The 20,232-nt window shown below is 46.3% G+C and carries 24 protein-coding genes; 7 read left to right on the top strand and 17 right to left on the bottom strand.

The features are described from left to right. Nucleotides 1–133 precede the first annotated feature (133 nt). Nucleotides 134–649 (top strand): globin family protein, encoded by a 516-nt coding sequence (locus PSE7367_RS19515; RefSeq protein ID WP_015146277.1) that lies wholly within the window; start codon nt 134–136, stop codon nt 647–649. Here PSE7367_RS19515 and PSE7367_RS19510 read toward each other — a convergent pair. Both PSE7367_RS19510 and PSE7367_RS19505 read right to left on the bottom strand, forming a co-directional pair. Continuing rightward, a complete protein-coding gene (locus PSE7367_RS19510) occupies nt 603–1,175 on the bottom strand; it encodes an IS630 family transposase (RefSeq protein ID WP_041698386.1) in 573 nt (190 codons plus the stop codon). The two genes, PSE7367_RS19515 and PSE7367_RS19510, sit on opposite strands and share 47 nt — an antisense overlap. Before the next feature lie 16 nt (nt 1,176–1,191). Beyond that, nucleotides 1,192–1,557: a helix-turn-helix domain-containing protein gene (locus PSE7367_RS19505; RefSeq protein WP_041698387.1), complete on the bottom strand. Its 366-nt coding sequence runs from the start codon at nt 1,555–1,557 to the stop codon at nt 1,192–1,194. A 41-nt stretch (nt 1,558–1,598) separates the two neighbouring features. Between PSE7367_RS19505 and PSE7367_RS21415 the strand changes: the two genes are divergently transcribed. After that, nucleotides 1,599–1,799 (top strand): VOC family protein, encoded by a 201-nt coding sequence (locus PSE7367_RS21415; protein ID WP_198013532.1) that lies wholly within the window; start codon nt 1,599–1,601, stop codon nt 1,797–1,799. Between the two features lie 106 nt (nt 1,800–1,905). Here the strand turns inward: PSE7367_RS21415 and PSE7367_RS19500 are convergent, their stop codons facing one another. The 4 genes from PSE7367_RS19500 to cpeB all read right to left on the bottom strand — a co-directional run bounded on the left by PSE7367_RS19500 (nt 1,906) and on the right by cpeB (nt 5,331). After that, nucleotides 1,906–2,526: a HEAT repeat domain-containing protein gene (locus PSE7367_RS19500; protein ID WP_015146276.1), complete on the bottom strand. Its 621-nt coding sequence runs from the start codon at nt 2,524–2,526 to the stop codon at nt 1,906–1,908. A gap of 137 nt (nt 2,527–2,663) precedes the next feature. Next, nucleotides 2,664–3,992 carry a HEAT repeat domain-containing protein gene (locus PSE7367_RS19495; RefSeq protein WP_015146275.1) on the bottom strand — a complete coding sequence of 443 codons (1,329 nt, stop codon included), beginning with the start codon at nt 3,990–3,992 and terminating at the stop codon, nt 2,664–2,666. A gap of 206 nt (nt 3,993–4,198) precedes the next feature. Continuing rightward, nucleotides 4,199–4,693: a globin family protein gene (locus tag PSE7367_RS19490; RefSeq protein ID WP_015146274.1), complete on the bottom strand. Its 495-nt coding sequence runs from the start codon at nt 4,691–4,693 to the stop codon at nt 4,199–4,201. Nucleotides 4,694–4,776: 83 nt separating this feature from the next. Beyond that, the gene (cpeB, locus tag PSE7367_RS19485) at nt 4,777–5,331 is read right to left on the bottom strand and encodes a C-phycoerythrin subunit beta (RefSeq protein WP_015146273.1); all 555 of its coding nucleotides are present in this window, start codon (nt 5,329–5,331) and stop codon (nt 4,777–4,779) included. A 425-nt stretch (nt 5,332–5,756) separates the two neighbouring features. On the opposite strand from cpeB, the gene PSE7367_RS19480 reads away from it, so the two are divergent. Beyond that, nucleotides 5,757–6,350 carry a PFE-CTERM domain-containing protein gene (locus PSE7367_RS19480; protein ID WP_015146272.1) on the top strand — a complete coding sequence of 198 codons (594 nt, stop codon included), beginning with the start codon at nt 5,757–5,759 and terminating at the stop codon, nt 6,348–6,350. Between the two features lie 11 nt (nt 6,351–6,361). Here the strand turns inward: PSE7367_RS19480 and PSE7367_RS19475 are convergent, their stop codons facing one another. The 8 genes from PSE7367_RS19475 to PSE7367_RS19440 form a co-directional block, all read right to left on the bottom strand. Beyond that, a complete protein-coding gene (locus PSE7367_RS19475) occupies nt 6,362–6,964 on the bottom strand; it encodes a Uma2 family endonuclease (RefSeq protein ID WP_015146271.1) in 603 nt (200 codons plus the stop codon). Between the two features lie 82 nt (nt 6,965–7,046). After that, on the bottom strand, nt 7,047–7,322 hold the full coding sequence (locus PSE7367_RS19470; RefSeq protein ID WP_051038199.1) for a Uma2 family endonuclease: 276 nt from the start codon (nt 7,320–7,322) through the stop codon (nt 7,047–7,049). Between the two features lies 1 nt (nt 7,323). After that, nucleotides 7,324–7,896 carry an IS630 family transposase gene (locus PSE7367_RS19465; protein ID WP_041698386.1) on the bottom strand — a complete coding sequence of 191 codons (573 nt, stop codon included), beginning with the start codon at nt 7,894–7,896 and terminating at the stop codon, nt 7,324–7,326. A 16-nt stretch (nt 7,897–7,912) separates the two neighbouring features. After that, complete coding sequence (locus PSE7367_RS19460; RefSeq protein ID WP_041698387.1) at nt 7,913–8,278, bottom strand: helix-turn-helix domain-containing protein; 366 nt, start codon at nt 8,276–8,278, stop codon at nt 7,913–7,915. A gap of 12 nt (nt 8,279–8,290) precedes the next feature. Further along, on the bottom strand, nt 8,291–8,662 hold the full coding sequence (locus tag PSE7367_RS19455; protein WP_083883955.1) for a Uma2 family endonuclease: 372 nt from the start codon (nt 8,660–8,662) through the stop codon (nt 8,291–8,293). Nucleotides 8,663–8,667: 5 nt separating this feature from the next. Next, entirely contained in the window at nt 8,668–9,249 is a 582-nt protein-coding gene (locus PSE7367_RS19450; RefSeq protein WP_015146270.1) for a Uma2 family endonuclease, read from the bottom strand. A gap of 82 nt (nt 9,250–9,331) precedes the next feature. Continuing rightward, entirely contained in the window at nt 9,332–9,925 is a 594-nt protein-coding gene (locus tag PSE7367_RS19445) for a Uma2 family endonuclease (RefSeq protein ID WP_015146269.1), read from the bottom strand. A gap of 5 nt (nt 9,926–9,930) precedes the next feature. Further along, nucleotides 9,931–10,536, bottom strand: coding sequence for a Uma2 family endonuclease (locus PSE7367_RS19440; protein ID WP_015146268.1), 606 nt, complete (start codon nt 10,534–10,536; stop codon nt 9,931–9,933). 355 nt (nt 10,537–10,891) lie between these two features. Here PSE7367_RS19440 and PSE7367_RS19435 point away from each other — a divergent pair, with 355 nt between their 5' ends. Together PSE7367_RS19435 and PSE7367_RS19430 are read left to right on the top strand one after the other, a co-directional pair. Beyond that, complete coding sequence (locus PSE7367_RS19435; protein WP_015146267.1) at nt 10,892–11,143, top strand: RNA recognition motif domain-containing protein; 252 nt, start codon at nt 10,892–10,894, stop codon at nt 11,141–11,143. Nucleotides 11,144–11,388: 245 nt separating this feature from the next. Beyond that, nucleotides 11,389–12,093 carry a HEAT repeat domain-containing protein gene (locus PSE7367_RS19430; protein WP_015146266.1) on the top strand — a complete coding sequence of 235 codons (705 nt, stop codon included), beginning with the start codon at nt 11,389–11,391 and terminating at the stop codon, nt 12,091–12,093. A gap of 10 nt (nt 12,094–12,103) precedes the next feature. On the opposite strand, the gene PSE7367_RS19425 is transcribed toward PSE7367_RS19430, so the two are convergent. Next, a complete protein-coding gene (locus PSE7367_RS19425) occupies nt 12,104–12,685 on the bottom strand; it encodes a globin family protein (RefSeq protein WP_015146265.1) in 582 nt (193 codons plus the stop codon). A 350-nt stretch (nt 12,686–13,035) separates the two neighbouring features. Between PSE7367_RS19425 and PSE7367_RS19420 the strand changes: the two genes are divergently transcribed. Then, nucleotides 13,036–13,626, top strand: coding sequence for a Uma2 family endonuclease (locus PSE7367_RS19420; RefSeq protein WP_015146264.1), 591 nt, complete (start codon nt 13,036–13,038; stop codon nt 13,624–13,626). 1 nt (nt 13,627) lies between these two features. Here the strand turns inward: PSE7367_RS19420 and PSE7367_RS19415 are convergent, their stop codons facing one another. Together PSE7367_RS19415 and PSE7367_RS19410 are read right to left on the bottom strand one after the other, a co-directional pair. After that, nucleotides 13,628–14,194, bottom strand: coding sequence for a PFE-CTERM domain-containing protein (locus PSE7367_RS19415; protein WP_015146263.1), 567 nt, complete (start codon nt 14,192–14,194; stop codon nt 13,628–13,630). 223 nt (nt 14,195–14,417) lie between these two features. After that, nucleotides 14,418–15,176, bottom strand: a complete 759-nt coding sequence (locus PSE7367_RS19410) for a phycobilisome rod-core linker polypeptide (RefSeq protein WP_015146262.1) — start codon at nt 15,174–15,176, stop codon at nt 14,418–14,420. A 1,550-nt stretch (nt 15,177–16,726) separates the two neighbouring features. Here PSE7367_RS19410 and PSE7367_RS19405 point away from each other — a divergent pair. After that, the gene (locus tag PSE7367_RS19405) at nt 16,727–20,146 is read left to right on the top strand and encodes a plasmid replication protein, CyRepA1 family (protein ID WP_015146261.1); all 3,420 of its coding nucleotides are present in this window, start codon (nt 16,727–16,729) and stop codon (nt 20,144–20,146) included. Nucleotides 20,147–20,232 lie beyond the last annotated feature (86 nt).

Below are 20,232 nucleotides of genomic sequence, written 5' to 3'. Positions count from 1 at the left end.
ATAGCCACAGCAGATATGCGGTCAATATCACGCTGGTTATTTGTGAGGGCGATCGCTTGCCCCTCTGTGCCCTATGCGTCTTTATGGGGTTGGGTGATAATGGTATAAAGCAGAAAAGTTTTAGTGAGTGGATATGGACGCGCTTAAACAAAGTATTGAAGCTGCCAGAGAGCAAGGCAGGTTTTTGGATCAGTCTCAGATGGAGCGATTTCGTGTTTTGTTCCAAAAATCAGAGGCGCGGTTATATATTGCTAAATTAATTACTGCTCATGCGGCAGAACTGGTTGAGGCAGTGACGAGTAATCATACCAATTCTGATGGGATTGCCTGTCTGTACTGTGCTGATGTGCTGCGCCATATCACTTACTCTTTGCTGGCTGGTAATGAATCCATCCTTGAAGATGATTTTCTGGATCGGTTGATCAAGGATTTGGTATCCCTGGCAGGTTCGATCGAGCCTTTCCGCCAAGCGATCGGTGCTCTAAAGAATGCTTTGCTTGAGTTGCTAAATGCTCCTACTAGTAGAAATAACATTAACCAGGACTACTATGGGGAGATTGTAAACAAGGTTGCCAATGACTTCGATATTATTACAGCGCATTTCAGATTAGAGACGCACAGAGATCGGCCTCAAGGAACCAGCCCATAATATCGTCTAGAGAAACCTTGGCAAGAGCGTTAGAAATAGCTTTATGCAAGTCATCATAGTCCCTGGCCGCCCAAGAGCGTAGAAACTGTTTCACCTTTGACCACAGCATCTCAATCGGATTTAGCTCTGGTGAATAAGGCGGTAAGTAAACCAAGTGAGCACCGACGGACTCAATTAACTCTCGCACAGGATCAACCTTATGTACACTGAGGTTATCCATAATCACAATTGCACCAGACCATAGGTTAGGCAGCAATTTATCTTTGAGATAGGACACGAAAGTATCAGTATTATTGCTACCAGTAAAAGTAAAATTAGTCAGCACACCGCGTAATGCCATAGCCCCAATTATAGTAACGTTTTTGCCTCGAGCAAGTGGTTTACTAGCATAGGCTCTCTCACCTAGAGTAGCCCTTGCATACAACCTGGTCATTGCCAGGTTAACGCCTGTCTCATCAATGAATACCAGGTTTTCCATTGCCTGTGGCCAAAGCCAGCGTTGATAATCTGCTCTCAGCTGTTGCACTCGTTCTGTATCCCTTTCATCGGCGTGAAAAGTTTTTTTTTCGAGTTAACTCCTGCCTTTGCAACGTACGGCACATGGTTGGTTCTGATACCCTGATGCCAGTACGTTCATACATTTGCTCACATAACTCCGACAGTGTGGCATCATTTTTAGCGGCTACTAACTTTGCTAACTCAGCCAGAGCAGCTTCATTAAACTTGGCTTTTGCTCCTGCCTTGTATGGAATTGGCTCAACTGAACCAGTAGTGCGATAAAGTTGGAGCAGCTGATGGACACTGTCTTTACTAACGCTGAATCGGGTTGCCAACTCACGGATTGAACCTTCTTTATTTTCGTACGCTGTGACTATGCGCTGACGCAAATCTAGAGAATGGGCTCTCATACTTTTTGATTCTTACTTTACTCCTATCATGTCATATTCTATTGCGGAATCTGCTGTATAGCCAGGATTTGGCAGCAACCCAGGCTAAGATTGAGCAAGCTGGGGGCAAGATTCTTAAGCCGATCTTTGCATTCCCTGGTGGGACAGCGCTATGCCTCGCCAATGGAATTAGCCGCACAAGAAAAAGCCAGAGCCGATCGCCTCGCCGCTCAATTAGACAAGCTCAAGGAACTGGGCATTGACCCGGGCAATCTACCGGATAGCCTGTAATCTATGCTTTCTGGGCTTAGGGCAGAAAAGAAGCAGAGAAGAAGCGGATAAGAAAGGCATAAAACATTAAGTAAGACATTAAGAAGGATATTCACGGCGTTCAAACGAAGAAGTCAGATCCAATCGCGCCAGGGCACTATTAGCCGCCTCGCGCACGTAAGCATCCGTTGCTTCATCTTCAACAATACTTTGTAGCACCACCACGCCACGCTGATCACCAATGCTAGCGATCGCATTCACAATCGGCAGTGCCAGCGCCGGATTATCGGTAGTTTGCAATGCCTCAATCAGAATCTCTACTGCTGGGGTTCCCATTCGTTCTAAGGCCATCACCGCGCCAATATTTACGACTGGATTCGCATCCCCCAGGGCGGTTTTGAGCGCTTGCACACCTTCTTCGGATAGGGGTTGGTCAGGATGGTTGATTACCACTTGCGCGATCGCCTTGGCCGCACTACCCCGCACCGTCACATCATCGCTATTCAGCAATGCCGCCGCCAGGGGAGAGACTGTGTCTGCCCCGATCGCCCCCAGGGTCTTTACCGCCGCCCGTCGATAGGTGGTATCGGTTTCGCTGAGCAGGCTCATTAATTTATCAATCACTTCTGGCGAAGCATGGTCAACCAGTTCCCACATGGCACGATCGCGCAGATTGGGATTAGGGTGTTTGAGTTGCTCGAACAGGGCATCGGTGGACATAGGTTTAGGAAGTTAAAGGAGTTAGTAAAAATAATAGAAAAGAAAGCAATTGCTATAAATCTAATCTAGATCGGCATAATTTAAATCATGATTGAATCTTTTCCTGGAGGAGAATAGCAGTTATGTAACTTTGTTAATTAGCGATCGCCTTGATGATGAATAGGAGCGAGCTTGGCTTGTGCCTTGGCGCGAATCAGGAAATCGGGATCATCACTGAATCGGGCATATTCACCACTGTCACCAAGTTGCTCCAGCGCCAGCAGCAGCGCATATTTCAAGTCCCAGATTCTAGTATCCAGGCAAGACTTGAGTTCATTAATCACCGTTTGCTTATCAACCTGCTCATTACCTTGGGCAATCTCCGCCAGGGCGATCGCTGCCGCCGCACGGGACTTCTGGAACTGCGGTTGGGGATGGTGTAAATTATGCTGCAACATCGCGTAGGCTGGGGCATGGTTCAGCCAACCGAAAAGTTTAATTACATGAAAATGAGCACCATAATCGGCCTTGGCCTCTGCCTCATAGGTATCAAACAACGCCGCAGGGGCAACCTCAGCATGTTCCATCAAGAGCGTTTTAAGCGCCAGATAGCACCGACCAAAATCGGTTTGATAGAGTTCCCTAACTAAAAAAGCTAAATCCGGCGGTTGGTCATATTCATGCACCAGCTCTAAATCAGCGGGATGATCGCGCAGGGTTTGTTCCAAGTGGGGCGCAACCTGCTGCTCAAAATCAATTTTTCCCTCAGCCATGCCCATTTCTGCCAATAGGCGAATGCCCCGTAACCTGAACACCAATGAAACTGGCGTACGGGCGATCGCGGCGATCGCTTCATAATATCGGGCATCAACCAGATCCTGAATCGCCAATCGTCTGGCCAGCACCTGATCACTCTGCAACATGCTCAGCACTCGTTGCATGGGTTCATGGTCGCCAGTGAACCGATAGATGGAAGTTAGCGCCGCGCTGGCGGTGGGCAGATCCTCTGAGGCGGTGAATTTACGAATCGCAGGTAATGCAAGTTCATAGTTCAAACTGGTCAGGGTGTGGATAATCACCCGATAGGTCTGGCCAGGTTTTTCTAGCAGTTGCGTCACTTCTGCTAACAAACTTGGCTCAATGCGATCAAGCTTGCCGATTTCACCGATCGCCCAGACCGCATTCTCAATCAAATAGTTATCCTCTTCGTCCAGACAAGCACGAATCACTGGGATCGCCTCGGTGGCCTGCAATCGCCCCAGGGTTTCCACTGCTTTGCGCCGCACAATCCGATTCTCTAAGTCAGGGTCGGTGCGTTGGACTGCTCTGATTAAAGCGGCGATTGTTTTTGATGTCTTGAAGTTCACCAGATGGGCAGCGGCAATATAGCGCGAATCCTGCTCGCCTAATTGATCGCCGGGGGTATCCAGCAGGGCGATCGCCTCATCTTCACTGAGGTTAAACAGATTGGCAAATCGTTTATCCATAATTGATGCAGCTTGATTGATGCAGTTAGATTGATCCAACTAGAAAGAACCACTGAAAACAAACCCGGAGACATTTAGCCACAAAGCCAACATCTCCAGGTTCGTCGAGGTTAACCCCCATTCGATTAGTTAATCCCTTTTAGCTCTAACCCAATTTCCTAATTCAATCGCTATTCAATCACTTAGGAATTCGGCAAGAAGATTAACTAGGAAAGGGAATTGATTGCATAGTCCAGTAGGGCATTGTACTCGGTCAATGCTTGAGCAGACATGTCACGAGGAGTACAACCGCGATTGCGGGCATAGCTCAATGCTTCCACATAAGGAGCAGTAGGCAGGTTTAAAGCGCGATATACTTCACGCTGACCAGCAATACCCCATTCATCCAATGGGCCAGTACCACCAACTACCAAGCAATATTGGATCAAGCGCATGTAATGCTTGATGTCACGGGCACACTTGGCCTTGTAGGTATCGGTGGAGTTGGCTTCACCATCATTGTTCAGGTAAGGATACTTTTTGATGCAAGCATCATAGGCTTCACCAGCAACAGCGTCGAGGTTGCCAGCTAGCTTTTCAGCAGCTTCCAAACGAGCAGCAGCACGTTGGATTGAACCTTGGACTGATTCTAGGTCAGAGCTACTGGGGAAACGACCGGCTGCATCGGCAGCGGCGATTACAGTGGTAACAACGGATTTCATTCTATTAAATCTCCTAAATTTATTTTATGGCGCTGATTGGTGTTAGTTTTATGTATTGGGTTCGCAGCAATCGAATTTATCGACTAGCTGAGCGCAGCAATCACGCGATCGAAATAGCTGGAAGCTTCAGCAACCAAGGTGGCGCAACGATCGTCTACCACAGGAGTACCCATTTTACGGAGTCGGTTACCGGCCATGGCTTCGCTGGGGTTGTCTTGGATGTGAGCAACCGCTTGAGCCTTCATGATTTGAACGGCACGTACGGTGGAGGCTACGGGCACGCCCAGGGCTGCGTAGGTTTCTTTGAGGCCATTCAAGCAGCGATCGTCTAGGACAGAAGCATCACCAGCCAATAGCGCATAGGTGATGTAGCGCAGGACGATTTCAGCATCACGTAAGCAAGCCGCCATGCGACGATTGGGGTAGCAGTTACCACCGGCTTGAATCAAGCTTTGGTTTTCGCAAATCATACCGGCTACGGCATCAGAAACCATACAGCTAGCGTTACTGGCGATCGCATTTACAGCGTCCAAGCGACGGTTGCCATTGGATACGAAGTTTCTGAGGGCGGAAATGTCAGCTACGGTGGAGGTACTGGCATCTGCAGAGACTACAGCTCTAGAAAAAGCGTCAAGCATTTAGCTCTCCTTAAAATCTTGTTGTTAATAGTAATCTGATAAAAGTTAATCGCTTTAATATATATAGGTTGTTAAGTTTAAAGCAATCATCACAGTTAAAACCATAAAAGGTGATCTGGGCTTATGTCTCGGTTATGTCGGACTAAGTAACAATCTGTTACATTTCGGTGATTCTCTAGGGTGCTGTGCCAATAATCATTTGGTTGGGAATTTGAAAAGGGCTAGATATAAAGCTTTACATTTCCCTGGTGAGGTTTGGTACTAATTGCTACAACGGGCTTTTAAAAACATATCCAAACACAAACATATAAAATGCATTATTTAATCTAATTAATTAGATAATACCTGCTTTATGGTGATTTATTAATTTTAAAAAACTGTTATGTTCAGATTTATAGCTGAATATATCAAGTAGGATGGCGAGTATGAATATGCTTTTAAAAGGTGCTTTGTTTGCTGCCACGATCGCTGTGGCTGGTAGCATTAACTCCAGTCCAGCAGAAGCGCTTACCTGGAGATTTGATAATGTTGAATATGTCATCGGTGGTACCATAACTGGCAGTTTTGATTATGATGCTGATACTAATACTTATTCCAATATCGATATAATCTCCACTGCTGGGTCAAGCGGCGCATTTGAGAACGGCAGGTTTTATCCTGGACCTTTTATCAACTATACAGGTACGTCTTCAAGCGGTTTCGGCTCGCCAGCGCCTAGGAATTATGTTTCTAACATGGTTATTGGTGAGAGTAGTGTTTCATTTTTTCTCGATCTTGAGTTTGCCAGACCACTCACAAATGCAGGTGGTACGATTGACTTAATCAACAGAACTAACCTCGGAGAGAGAGCTGGTATACAAGTCCGTCGTATAGACACTACTAATTTTAATCCTACTGTTACGACTGTACCAGTACCGTTTGAGTTTGAAGCCTCGCTGGGTCTGATTGCCCCTGGTGGCATGTTTGGTGGTTATGTGTTTAATAAAAAGAGAAAGGCGAATAAGCAGCTAAATGCCTAGTTCGCTTTAACTTATTCCCACATAAACCCCAAATCCAACTCAAACCCTGGTAGCACATCTTCACCACTCAGGGTTTGGGGCATTTCTAATAATTCTTTTTCTGGCTGAGCATCTTGACCTGACCTTGAATTGGGTCGATAGATTTCCACCTGCTTGGCTTCGGGGTTAATCAGCCAACCAAGTCTAGCGCCATTTTCAATATATTCAATCAGCTTCGCCTGCACCACTTTAAGCTCATCGCTAGGTGACATCAGCTCCATCACAAAATCAGGACAGATCGGCGCAAATTTAGCCCGTTCAGCTTTGCTCAGGGCTTCATAGCGATCTTTTCTAATCCAACTCATATCAGGAGCACGGATTGCACCATTGGGTAAAACAAACGCACCATTAGATTCAGAACAATGACCTAGCTTTGTACGGCGATTCCAAATCACTAAGTCTGCAACTAGTTCTGAATTATTTTCACTTGTTTCATATCCAGTGGGGGACATAATGATTAAATCTCCATTGGCGCTGCGCTCGAATCGCAGGTCAGGATTACGCCGACAAAGCAGATAGAATTGGTCATCGCTTAGTTCTATGACTGATTCGAGATTCAGGGTGTGGGCGGTCATGATTGCCTCACTGAGGTCAGGAAAGGTAAGGAATTGTGATTTTATTCTAATATTGATTGATAGCGATTATCTATAGCGATCGTTATGCTTTATCTCCCTTCCCGATCGGGAAAACTGACTCCACCGGAATTTGCACATCAGGAAAAGCTGTCAAGCTAATATTCTGGCCTGGTTTAAAAATCTGTGTTTCTGCATAGCCATTAGCATCAGGCTGGCGATAAACCTCAATCGATTGCGCTTCAACATCCACCAGCCAGAACTCAACAATTCCCGCCGCTGCATACATCGGCATTTTGACATTGCGATCGTACAACAGCGAGCTATCCGCCACCTCGATTAAGAGATAAATACAGCGCATTTCAGATTAGAGACGCACAGAGATCGGCCTCAAGGAACCAGCCCATAATATCGTCTAGAGAAACCTTGGCAAGAGCGTTAGAAATAGCTTTATGCAAGTCATCATAGTCCCTGGCCGCCCAAGAGCGTAGAAACTGTTTCACCTTTGACCACAGCATCTCAATCGGATTTAGCTCTGGTGAATAAGGCGGTAAGTAAACCAAGTGAGCACCGACGGACTCAATTAACTCTCGCACAGGATCAACCTTATGTACACTGAGGTTATCCATAATCACAATTGCACCAGACCATAGGTTAGGCAGCAATTTATCTTTGAGATAGGACACGAAAGTATCAGTATTATTGCTACCAGTAAAAGTAAAATTAGTCAGCACACCGCGTAATGCCATAGCCCCAATTATAGTAACGTTTTTGCCTCGAGCAAGTGGTTTACTAGCATAGGCTCTCTCACCTAGAGTAGCCCTTGCATACAACCTGGTCATTGCCAGGTTAACGCCTGTCTCATCAATGAATACCAGGTTTTCCATTGCCTGTGGCCAAAGCCAGCGTTGATAATCTGCTCTCAGCTGTTGCACTCGTTCTGTATCCCTTTCATCGGCGTGAAAAGTTTTTTTTTCGAGTTAACTCCTGCCTTTGCAACGTACGGCACATGGTTGGTTCTGATACCCTGATGCCAGTACGTTCATACATTTGCTCACATAACTCCGACAGTGTGGCATCATTTTTAGCGGCTACTAACTTTGCTAACTCAGCCAGAGCAGCTTCATTAAACTTGGCTTTTGCTCCTGCCTTGTATGGAATTGGCTCAACTGAACCAGTAGTGCGATAAAGTTGGAGCAGCTGATGGACACTGTCTTTACTAACGCTGAATCGGGTTGCCAACTCACGGATTGAACCTTCTTTATTTTCGTACGCTGTGACTATGCGCTGACGCAAATCTAGAGAATGGGCTCTCATACTTTTTGATTCTTACTTTACTCCTATCATGTCATATTCTATTGCGGAATCTGCTGTATCCGCTGGGCTGGGGTGGCCGGATTCATATTCATCTTCCTTAAGCTTGAGCAGAGCCAGGTCTGGTTGGGGCTGTGATTGCGCCGAGAGATGAATTGAGCTTTGCACCCGCAATTGAGATCGGTCAATTAACTGGCGCATTAAAATGCGGTTGAGCCGATCGACACAGGTAGCATGTTTTGCCCCAGTAGGCGACATATAGACAATTTCTCCAGCGATTAATTCCACCCGCTCGGCATCGGTGATTACCCCTGACCGATAAATGCGGTAATAATCATCAACGCTAAATAACTTCTTGGTCACTTGAGCAGTCACAGGCGCGATCATGATTTTTATTCCTCCCACATAAACCCCAAATCCAACTCAAACCCTGGCAACACCTCTTCACCACTCAGGGTTTGCGGCATTTCTAATAATTCTTTATCCCTACCAGGGCGATAGATTTCTACTTGCTTGGCTTCTGGATTAATCAACCAGCCCAACTTTGCCCCATTCTCGATATACTCAGCCATTTTCGCTTGAACTACTCTGAGTTCATCACTGGGCGACATCAACTCCATCACAAAATCAGGGCAGATGGGGGCAAACTTTTTTCTTTCTGGTTTACTCAGGGTTTCGTAGCGCTCTTTTCTAATCCAACTCAAATCAGGGGCACGATTGGCACCATTTGGTAACTTAAATCCACTATCTGAATCAAAGCAATAACCTAATTTAGTACGGCGATTCCAAATCACTAGGTCTGCGCCCAGCTCAATATTACGATTGCCAGTTTCACTACCAGTGGGGGACATAATGATTAAATCTCCCTGGGCGCTGCGCTCGAACCGCAGGTCAGGATTGCGCCGACAAAGCAGATAGAATTGGTCATCGCTTAATTCTACGACTGATTCGAGATTCAGGGTGTGGGCGGTCATGATGGCCTCACTGAGGTCAGGAAAGGTAAGGAATTGTGATTTTATTCTAATATTGATTGATAGCGATTATCTATAGCGATCGTTATGCTTTATCTCCCTTCCCGATCGGGAAAATCTGTGCCACCGGAATTTGCATAGCTGGAAAAGATTGCAAGCTAATAGTTTGTCCTGACTTGTAAATCTGTGGTTCGGCGTAGCGATTAGCCGTAGATTGGCGATATACCTCAATCGATTGGGCAGGCAAATTAACTAACCAGGTTTCTGGGATTCCTGCTTGGGCATACAATGGCATTTTATAGTTCTTATCGATTCCTACCGAACTATCAGACACTTCGATTAAGAGATAAATATCAGCAGGCGTGGGGTGGCCAGAGGCATAATAATCATCTTTCCACTTAGCTAAAACAAGATCAGGCTGGGGTTGGGAAAACTGATCCAGATTAACTGGGTTTTGAATAATCGTCATTACATCTCGACCAAAAGCATCGATCAAAAGGTAGCTGAGCCGATTGACACATGCTGAATGCTTTGCCCCAGTAGGCGACATATAAACAATTTCTCCAGCGATTAATTCCACCCGATCGGCATCGGTGATTACCCCTGACCGATAAATGCGGTAATAATCATCAACGCTAAATAACTTCTTGGTCACTTGAGCAGTCACAGGCGCGATCATGATTTTTATTCCTCCCAGATAAAATCTAAATCCAGCTCAAACCCTGGCAACACCTCTTCACCAGATAGGGTTTGCGGCATTTCTAATAATTCTTTTTCTGGCTGAGCATCTTGACCTGACCTTGAATTGGGGCGATAGATTTCTACTTGCTGCGCCTTCGGATTTATTAACCAACCCAGCTTAGCCCCGTTTTCGATATATTCAATCAGCTTCGCCTGAGTTACCGAAAGGCGATCAGTCTTAGACATCAACTCCACCACAAAATCAGGGCAAATCGGTAGAAATTGATCTCCTGTTTCCATGCTTAAAGCATCTAAGCGTTCCTTGCGCACCCAACTCAAATCTGGAGAGCGAATTGCACCATTTGGTAAAATAAACCCGCCATTAGAGTCAAATCCATAGCCCAAGTCATTTTGCTCAACCCAGTAGCCAAATTTAACTATCAGGCTGAAATTGCGTCTACTGGTTTCATATCCAGTGGGTGACATAATAATTAAATCTCCATTGGCGCTGCGCTCAAACCGCAAGTCAGGATTGCGCCGACAAAGCAGATAGAATTGGTCATCGCTTAGTTCTATGACTGATTCAAGGTTGAGGGTGTGGGCGGTCATGATGGCCTCACTGAGGTAAAGAGAGGTAAGGAATTGTGATTTTATTCTATCGCACCTAGAAAAGGCATTCTTTCTTCTCAGGCATGGAACTGCATAGGGGCGATCGCCTCTGATCTAGCCTCAATCAGGCAGATTAATCAGATTAATAATAAGTTATGATGCAGTAATAGCAGCGCTTCAATCGAATTTTTAGATCATGCTAATTTTGGTGGGTTAGCACTCTAGCGATCCTTTGTTAGTTATGCTAATGTAGGCAAGTTGGGAAATGATTTTTTGGTTTGTGAACTATTGGTATACACTCTAGACTCCAAATCTGGACTTTCTCGCTACATTTTTAGATTTTGGAGATAATTTTATGTCTATTTACGTGGGTAACCTCTCCTATGACGTTACCGCAGAAAACATCACCGAGGTGTTTACAGAATATGGTGCAGTAAAGGAAGTTTACTTGCCCACCGATCGTGAAACCGGTCGGATTCGTGGTTTTGGCTTTGTGCACATGGAAGATGAAGCCAATGAAGAAGAAGCCATTTCCGCCCTCGATGGCGCAGAATGGTGCGGCCGTAACTTGAAGGTAAACAAGGCCAGACCCCGCGAAAGACGCTAGATAATCTAGATAATTAGTTAAACAATTAGTTAAGCAATTAGATTAGGCGGTGGCATAGTAGCTTAGATTTCTGCCCTTGAGGCACTAATCGCTCACACTTCCAGCCTAAGTAAGACTAAGTAAATAAAACTAATTGAATAAAACTAATTGAATAAAGAGGGCTGATTAGCAGTAATGCCGATCGGCCTTTTTTTGATTATGCATATGCGAGAATGGGAATCTATCCGATCGCTCTACCTCGATATATGAGCCTACATGACCGGGATCAATCCCAGCAACCCAATCTAGAGCAAATCACCGAGCAACTGCAAAGCAACAATGCCAAGGATCGGGTTCTGGCGATGTTAGATCTGCAAAAAGAAGTAATGCCCACCGCGCAAGCGTTGCCCTTGATTAAGCAAGCTTTGAATGACAGTAATGAGCAAGTCAAGGCGATCGCCATCTTTTCCCTGGGGATCAAGCCCGATCCTAGCAATCTAGATATTTTGACCCAAATTCTGATCTCCGATCCTGACTATAATATGCGAGCGATCGCGGCCGGGGCATTGGGCTACCTCGAAGACGATCGCGCCCTCGAACCACTCCGCCATGCTTTTTATGAAGACCATAGTTGGTTGGTGCAATTCAGTGCGGCGGTGGCTTTGGGAAACCTCAAAAATACCAGAGCGGAAGCGGTTTTAATTGAAGCATTGCAAAGTAAACAGGAACTACTCCAAGAAGCGGCGATCGCTGCCCTGGGGGAGATCGGCTCGATCAGCGCGGTGGATTATTTATTACCGTTTGCTACGGCGAAAGATTGGACAATTCGCAAACGCCTGGCGGAAGCATTGGGGAACCTGCCCACTGCCAAGAGTAAGGAAGCGTTGCAAATGCTAGAGCAGGACGAGAATAAATTTGTGGCGCAAGCTGCCAAACTGGCTCAACAGCAACTGAATGATTTACTTAATTAATTAACTAAAACTACTTAAACTGCTTCAGCTCAGCAATTAGGCGATCGAAATAGGGCGAAAGCGAATCCGCATGGGCAGGGGTGAGCCGTTGCAAGCTGGCATTCTTCAAACAGCCCAGCCCTTCAACCATCGCCTCTAACGGCACCGATAATTCATGGTAAAGCTGTTGCAGATAATCCAAGCCCACCGCACTCAAATAGTCAGTCCGCCCCCCAGCAATGCCATAGGTAACGCAGCGCAAAAAATGCCAGAAATCCCGCCAGCAAGCCTCTGCCCGTTCCGGCGGATATAGCCCGCCACCCGGTGCGGTAATATCAGGGAAAGTTCTCAACACCTCTGCCCTGGCTTCATCCACAATTCCCTTCGCCTCATCCCGCAACTGAGCCGCGATCGACACCATTTCGCTCTGTGCCGGAGCCAGCGCTTGAATTTGGTTTAACTCAGGATCGGTTAAATAGCGGCGATCATCGTCAGCGGCCTGAAACAGGGCGATCGCCTCCGGTGGGTGGGTGTCCTGCCAGGTTTCAAAACTAACAATCCGGGCTTTTTCAATCAGCTCTCTTACTTTTGCGTTGAGTTGAAATGGGGTCATATCTCTATTCCGTCTTCTTAAACCTATGTTGCGATCGCGGCATTATTAATCCATTAATTCATTAATCAATGATTAATTTGTGAATTACCAGCAACCACTAGCCTATCCCCAACCAGTATAGAGATAGAGCTGGGCTATAACCAATTTTTTTTATGGATCGTTATGGATTGATTTGGTGATGTTGTTGAACTAATAGGGAGAGAAATGAGCAGGGCGATCGCCTATTAGTTTTTCATTAGATCTAGGGTATTTATAGCCAGAGTAAGCAAGATAATCGAGGCACTGGCTATAATTGCCATTAACGTTAGAATAGCAACACAGCTCCTTGACCCTTTCGGAAGCAATACACCATGACAGCCCATACCCTGAATCTAGGATCAGTCATAGAATTAAGCGATGAACAGTTCTATCTGCTTTGTCGCCGCAATCCTGACCTGCGATTTGAGCGCAGCGCCAATGGAGATTTAATTATTATGTCGCCCACCGGTGGAGAAACCAGTAAGTCAAATTCGGAGCTAAATGCCGATCTGGTATTTTGGAATCGAAAAATTAAGCTTGGCTATGTATTTGACTCTAATGGCGGGTTTGTTTTGCCAAATGGGGCAATTCGCTCTCCAGATCTGAGCTGGGTGCGGAAGGAACGCTGGGATGCTTTGAATATGGAGCAAAGGGAAAAATTTCCGCCCATCTGTCCTGATTTTGTGGTGGAGTTGATGTCCCCTACCGATGTGCTGAAAGTGGTTCAAGCCAAAATGGTGGAATATATCGAAAATGGGGCTAGACTTGGTTGGTTGATTAATCCAGAGAAGAAGCAGGTGGAAGTATATCAACCTGACCAGGATGCTCAGCCAGAAAAAGAATTGCTGGAATCGCCCAAAACCCTATCTGGTCGGGATGTGTTGCCAGGGTTTGAGTTGAATTTGGGGTTTATGTGGGAATAAACTAAGCAGCGATCTTCTTATTTGCCTTGCGTTTTTTAGAATAAGCATAACCACCAGCCATCGCACCCAGCGCAATCAGCCCCAGCGAGGCTTCAAACTCAAAAGGAACGGGCGTGAATGTGATCGCTGCAAATCCACCATTGTTGACAACACGCGTAGTTACAGCATCAAGAGTTAAAACAGAACCATTAGCGCATTGCCCACTAGGCACGAAGGCGTTCAGACAAAAAATATTGGGACCCGCGAGAGCTTCAAAGTTAGCAGCAGTAATATTCCCATTTATGACCGTAAAGCTATGCTCATCAATCGTCCAAGCAGCTGCATCACTACCGATTACAAAAGTGCCTCCTAAAGCCATTGGGAAGTCATCAATGATGATACTGGTAGCTGACCCAGTAGCGTTATCAGTCAAGCCCAGGATACGACCACTGACCGTTCCAGGAACAGTGCTAGGTATTAAATCATCATTATTGAAGGAAAAGAAAAAGTCCAGAGCTTGGGCAGGGGAGGCAATGGCAACGGTAGCAAGGCTGCTAATTAAAAGGGCTTGGGCTAATTGTTGTTTCATTATGCACCTGGATTTGATGAGCTATTAGTTTAAGTGCTTTCACCTGTAAAAGCAAAACAGGGCAACCATTTACGGCGACCCTGTTGTCAATAAAATAATAAAATAGATATTCTAAATTGCTTATTTAAGCTGAATATTTAAACTAAAACAGAAGCTCAATAGACAAACAATCAAACAATTCAAATACCAATCGATAAGGAATCAATTCCTAAACCCTAAAACCCTAGCGTTTGCGGTAAGGAACCTTGTTCAAATCAATATTTTGAGCCGAAACACGCGGAGCCGGGCCGCCTCTGGGGGCGATCGTACGTGCCATGTTCAAGAAATTGGCCGGATCGCCAACTTTTGGCTTGCGATCGGTAGTCATATAAGTACGTACCGCCGTTTGCCAGATCACCTGAGGGAAACCAAGCTTGGCACGGGTATAGTCACCATAGCGGGGGGTTTCCAGATTAAACGGCACTTCGCCACCCTTGCGCTGGGGCAGAATGCGGCGGCGCTGATAGGGGATGGTGTCATCACCAAAGCTGTCTAAATACTCGTCGCTGTCTACAAGTTGATCGATGAAGGCGTTCAGACCCTTGGTACAAAGAGTGATCGACCAGGCCAATTCTTCGCGCTTGTTGTAGAAATCGCGCCCAAGAATACGCTGCACCATCATCCGGGAAAACCGATAATTACTGTTAGCATCGTAGTTGAGGCGACGGAAAGTATCACAGGTGGCCAGACCACGAATAAAATCACGGGCGCTAATTTGGCCAAACTTAAACTGTGACTCCAGTAAAGGTTGGCGATTACTTTCTAATAATTGATGTTCGCTAAAAATTTGACGATAAGCCGCCCAGATTACATCTTCAATTGCTGAAGCTGATGGCAAATCTGAGGTTGAATAGATCTTCGGCTGCTCTTCACTGGCAACCTCATAACCAGTAACCCTGGTATTTCGGCTTGTCGGCGAATAATCTAGTAACGGTATAGCCACAATTAAATCTCCGATTCTTAAAATTGCTTAGAATGCTTATTTAAACTAAATTTACCTCAGTTTATCTACTTGTGCTTATTTTTGGCTGATTTGTGTACTTTCTTTAAGCAAATCATCGAAACACTAGGCAAATCTACACCTTATGTTGTGAAGTTATGTTAAGCAAGCAATGCTCTAGCTAAGCATTTATACTCATTGCTGTCTATGCATGGCAATTTCTCCAGACGATCGCAGTAGCGTCTCGATCGCTATGTTATATCGCCATATCATATCGCCATGTCATCAAGCATAGTCTATGGTTTTGCGTTTAAGTTGGGCTAGTAGCAAATAGTTTAATCAAAACCTGGTTAATTTGGCGGCGGCTTGTTTCAATTCCGCTGATCCTAAGCGATACCGATCGCCCTTGTCACTGGTGCTATGATCGACCGCGATGATTTGGCCAGGAGAAACGATCATTTATTAATAAATCTTAAGTGAAAAGTTAAGTGGAAAAGAACCACAATAAGCCAAAATTTGCGCCCCAGACCAGCCTGAAAAAAAGATCGCGGCGGTTTCCGCCATTCGGGCACTTGTGGGCATAGCCTTTGCTCCACCCAGTACACCAGGTTTAGTGATTCCGCTGTCGGGCTAATCCGTGTAAGATATAATCCTACGGTGATCTTTGTGAGCGGCTTTCCAGCGATCGCAACTCACAGGTTTACAAGATTACATTTTGAACAACACGAAACGGGTTTAGAAATTAATTTCTGGTTTTGATAACCATAGAAACCAGAAAGCTGCACCTTTTTTCCAGGTAATGCTTTTTCTAGACAAGGACTACCGAATTGTTTTCGCTCAAAATGCATCAAAAAACGCCACCCCTGGAAAAGGTAGCGTCTTTTGAAAAATGTTTCAGAAAGTTATTAGGAAATGCGAATAACCAAAATTAACTTTCTAGAAACCAATAGAGACAACTAAATAACTAACCTAATTAACCAAACAATCCAAAAGGAGCAAAACTAATCAATCCAAATCAACCCAAATTAATCAAATCAATTCAAATTAATTAAAACTATCCAATTGGAAGGAGGCAATTAAATTACCTATCTATTTGTTTTTGTTTGTTTTAACCAACTCAACTCCCGAAGGAGGCAGTTAATTAGAACCAACCAAACTATATTCCCGGAGGCATATACCTTGATTAGATTTTCAACCAACCCATACTCACAAAGGAGCATAACTTGATTAGATTTTCAATTAGAAACAACTCAATTCCAAAGGAGGAAAAAAATTGACTAATTGTTTTAACTCAACCAATTCAAAACCCCGGAGGGCAAGAAATTGATTAGCTGTTTAAACAGGAGCAATGCGGTGCTGTGTGCAAAGGGAACTAACCCTTGTGCGACTCCAGCTATTCCTATGGGTCTAGATAAATCTCGAAATCAATTAGGCCACTGTATTAACCCGCAAGCTAATCGAAATAAATCAACTAGTTCATTGGCTATAAGCACTAATCGATCGCTCGAAATCGTACTAGGACATAGAGTCGAAATCATACTAGGACATAGTATATGGCTATAGTATACCGAAAAAGTCAAGCAACTCAAAGCTTTTCGGCCTCAGAAATAGGAAATTTTTTCAAGGGCCATAACCAGGCTGACTTTCCCGCCAATCCAGCATCAGAGCTGGCCAAATTCCAGGCTAAAACCGCCCAGGAATGGATCATTGACAGCGCGATCGCGCCTGAGTTATTTTTTGCCAACGTCCGTGTAGCAGCCGATGAGGAGCATTTACACGGAGGTGAGGTAATCTACCCACTTCATGAATCTTTAAATTGGCGGGTCAAACGCTGGCGATTCTCGCTGGGCGGGAAGTTGCAACGCCCTCGGCAGTTTGGCGCAATTATTTCTACCTGGAACCCCATCGATCGCCACACTGATGTTTTTCAGGTCAAGCTTAGCAACCCTATATTCGATTCTCGCAAAGGTAAAGCACGTAAGTATGAAAACCCAGCCGGTCGCGGTCAGGTGGGTGGATTTGCCCAGGTAACCTTTCAAGTTTGGCAAACCATCGCGGAGCAATATCAATTGCCGATCGCTTGCCCGATTAATCCCGCCAACAAGTCCATATATATAAGTAATAATTATTACGCTAGCGCTGATGCTGGATCTAATGCTGGCCAGTTAGGTGATGATAATGGCTATGGCTTCTGGGATTGGCTGATTGAAAACCCCCAGATTTCGATCGTGATTACTGAGGGGATGAAAAAGGCTTGCGCGTTGCTCTCGATCGGGCAGGCGGCGATCGCCCTCAGTGGGATCACAATGGGACGGGTTAAGCATAATCAAGATACAGAAGGTAATGAAAACCAAAAAGAGCAGGTGGCGCTCCAGCCCTATCTAAATGCCTTTGCTGCCGATTCTCGCCCGATCTACTTTTGCTTTGACGCAGAAACCAAGCTCAAAACCGCCCAGGCTGTCTATACCGCCACAATCAGAACTGGCAATTTATTCACCGAGGCGGGCTGCAATGTGCGGGTGGTGCGATTGCCGCTGCTCCCAGGCACAGACAAAACCGGGGTGGATGATTTTCTGGTGGCGCAGGGCGCAGAAAGCCAACCAGCCTGGCAGAACCTCTATGGACAAGCCTTACCCCTGGCCAGCTATCAATGGCAATGGCACAATCAGCAACGCCTCACCCATGCACCGAGTCTAGAACTAGATACACCAAATCTGGACTATGGCTTGAATCCTGCCGCTGTGCCCCAAACTGGTATCATAGCGCTGAAATCGGCCAAGGGTACGGGCAAAACCAAGGCGATCGCTAAGCTAGTTGCTCCCACCCAAAAGATCGTCCTGCTGGGGCATAGAGTAAGCCTAATGCGGAACCTGTGCCAACGGCTGAAAGTGCATTACAAGGCTGACCTGGACAAGGCCGCTGGGCAATTTATCAGCGAAGATGGCTATGCGCTGCGGGTGGGGGCTTGCGTTGATAGTTTGCTGGCGTTCGACCCCAACCAGTTTGTGGGCTGTGACCTGGTGATCGACGAGGTGGAACAGGTGTTAAAGCATTTGCTCTGCTCCAAGACCTGCAACAGCAATGGCAAACGCCCCGCGCTGCTGGCTAACTTCCATTGGTTGATTCAAGTGGCGCGGCGAGTAATTGTGGCCGATGCCGATTTATCCGATGCCAGTTTGGATTACCTCAAATCACTCCGAGCCAATGAGCTAACCCGCAACGAGGAGTTATTTTTAATCAGCAATCGCCACCAGGGACAGGGCTATCCGGTGCAGTTCATCGCGGCCAAGTCCGAATCAGCCATAATTAAACAAATCCTGGCGGATATTAATGATGGTTTGAAATTGTTTATTCCCACCGATTCCAAGACCAGCTCCAAGGCGATCGCCCGGTTAATCGAAAAAATCAAGGCAGCGCACCCCAATTTAAACATCCTGCTGATTAACTCCGAAACCAGCGGCGGCACCGACGAGGCCAATTTTATTCGTGATCCCAACTCCTATGCTCAGCTCTACGACGTGGTGATCGCTACGCCCAGCCTGACTACCGGGGTTTCGATCGAAATTGAGCATTTTGACAAGGTCTATGGCATTTTCTATGGCACTGCCTATGATGATGCCGATGCCAGCCAAGCCCTGGCCAGGGTACGCAGTAATATCCCCCGCCTGGTGTGGTGTGCCAACCAAGGCCGCAATTTTAGTAAAGTCGATCGCACCGACAAGCCCCATTTACTCAAGCGCTATCTGCTCACCCGCTGGAGTCGGGAAGTGATGCTAATTCGCCCCAGCCTGGAGCCAGCGTTGCTGCTGTTTATTAAAACCGACCCCGACCAGGAAGGACAAAATCCCCATCTCGACCTGTGGGCAAGGCTGCAAGCCCGTAACAATCGCGCCATGTGGACGCTGCGCCGTAGTTTAATCGAGCGGCTAAGCTATGAGGGTAATCAGGTGGAAATTGTGGCCGATGAGCCCAAGCAACAATTGGCGGCACAACTCAAACAGGCCAAGCAAGCCCTGCAATGGGAACGATACATGGCGATCGCCCAGGCCAGGATTCTAACCAAGACTGAATCGAAACAACTGGCTAACAAAGAATTTCGCACCAGCGCCGAGCTACTGCGGGAAGCCAAAACCGCGATCGCCAGGTTCTATGTCACCAACGATGTCAGCGCCGAGCTGGTGGACTATGACGATGATGGCCGCAAACGCAGTCAGATTCTGAACCTGGAAGCTTTATTTCAGCCTGAACTGGCGATCAAGCTGGACACCGAGGCGATCAACCACCAGGCCAAATATGAAAAAGGCGTATTTATCCCCGATCTGCGCTGCTATGAATTGGGGCGGTTTGTGCGCGAAAAGCTGGGTTTAATTGAATTATTACAACCGGAGCATATATATACGGATAGGGATCTCGAAACCCTGGGCGATCTGTGTCGCAACTTTGCCCAGGATATTAAAAAATATCTTGGTTTCACCGTCCCTGCCAATGCCACTAATATCTGGATTTTCCGCCGCTTGCTCTCCCAACTGGGGCTGAAAACCACCTCGACCCGACAACGGCAAAATGGTGGCTGGCTCAGGCATTGCCAGATTGAAGCTACCGCATGGCAAAACCTGCAACATGTGCTGATGCGGCGGCAAGAATGGCGGAATGGCAATGAAGCGATCGCTGATCACCCCCTCTTGATTAGTTTTATAAACCGCGACCTGATCACCCCCCCATTAAAACCAACCGCAACCGACCTGGCTAATCATCCTGCCATTGAAACGTCTACCGCTAAGACCACACCAGAGCAGGAAAAGGCTGAGCCAGCAAGAAAGGTGAAAAAGACGATCGCCCAAGCGATTCAGTTAGTGTTGGCGTTGGGGGTGAGTTTTGGGAAAAGCTTGAGTGAGCAAGGCTCTGAGTATCTTTTAGGGAGTCAATTAGAGGGCGCGGATTTACGAAGCGTACCAGCGCGATCGCCACCATAAAGGCACAAAAAAAGAAGCTCTAAGTTTAGCGGCTTTAGCTTCTTCCCTAATGGTAAACAATAAAATGCCCTCAATAGAGGGACAAC

The organism is Pseudanabaena sp. PCC 7367 (genome assembly GCF_000317065.1).
GTDB classification, from domain to species: Bacteria; Cyanobacteriota; Cyanobacteriia; order Pseudanabaenales; family Pseudanabaenaceae; genus Thalassoporum; species Thalassoporum mexicanum.
Note: the sequence above shows the minus strand (reverse complement) of the source record. Positions and strands in the feature narration are given on the sequence as shown.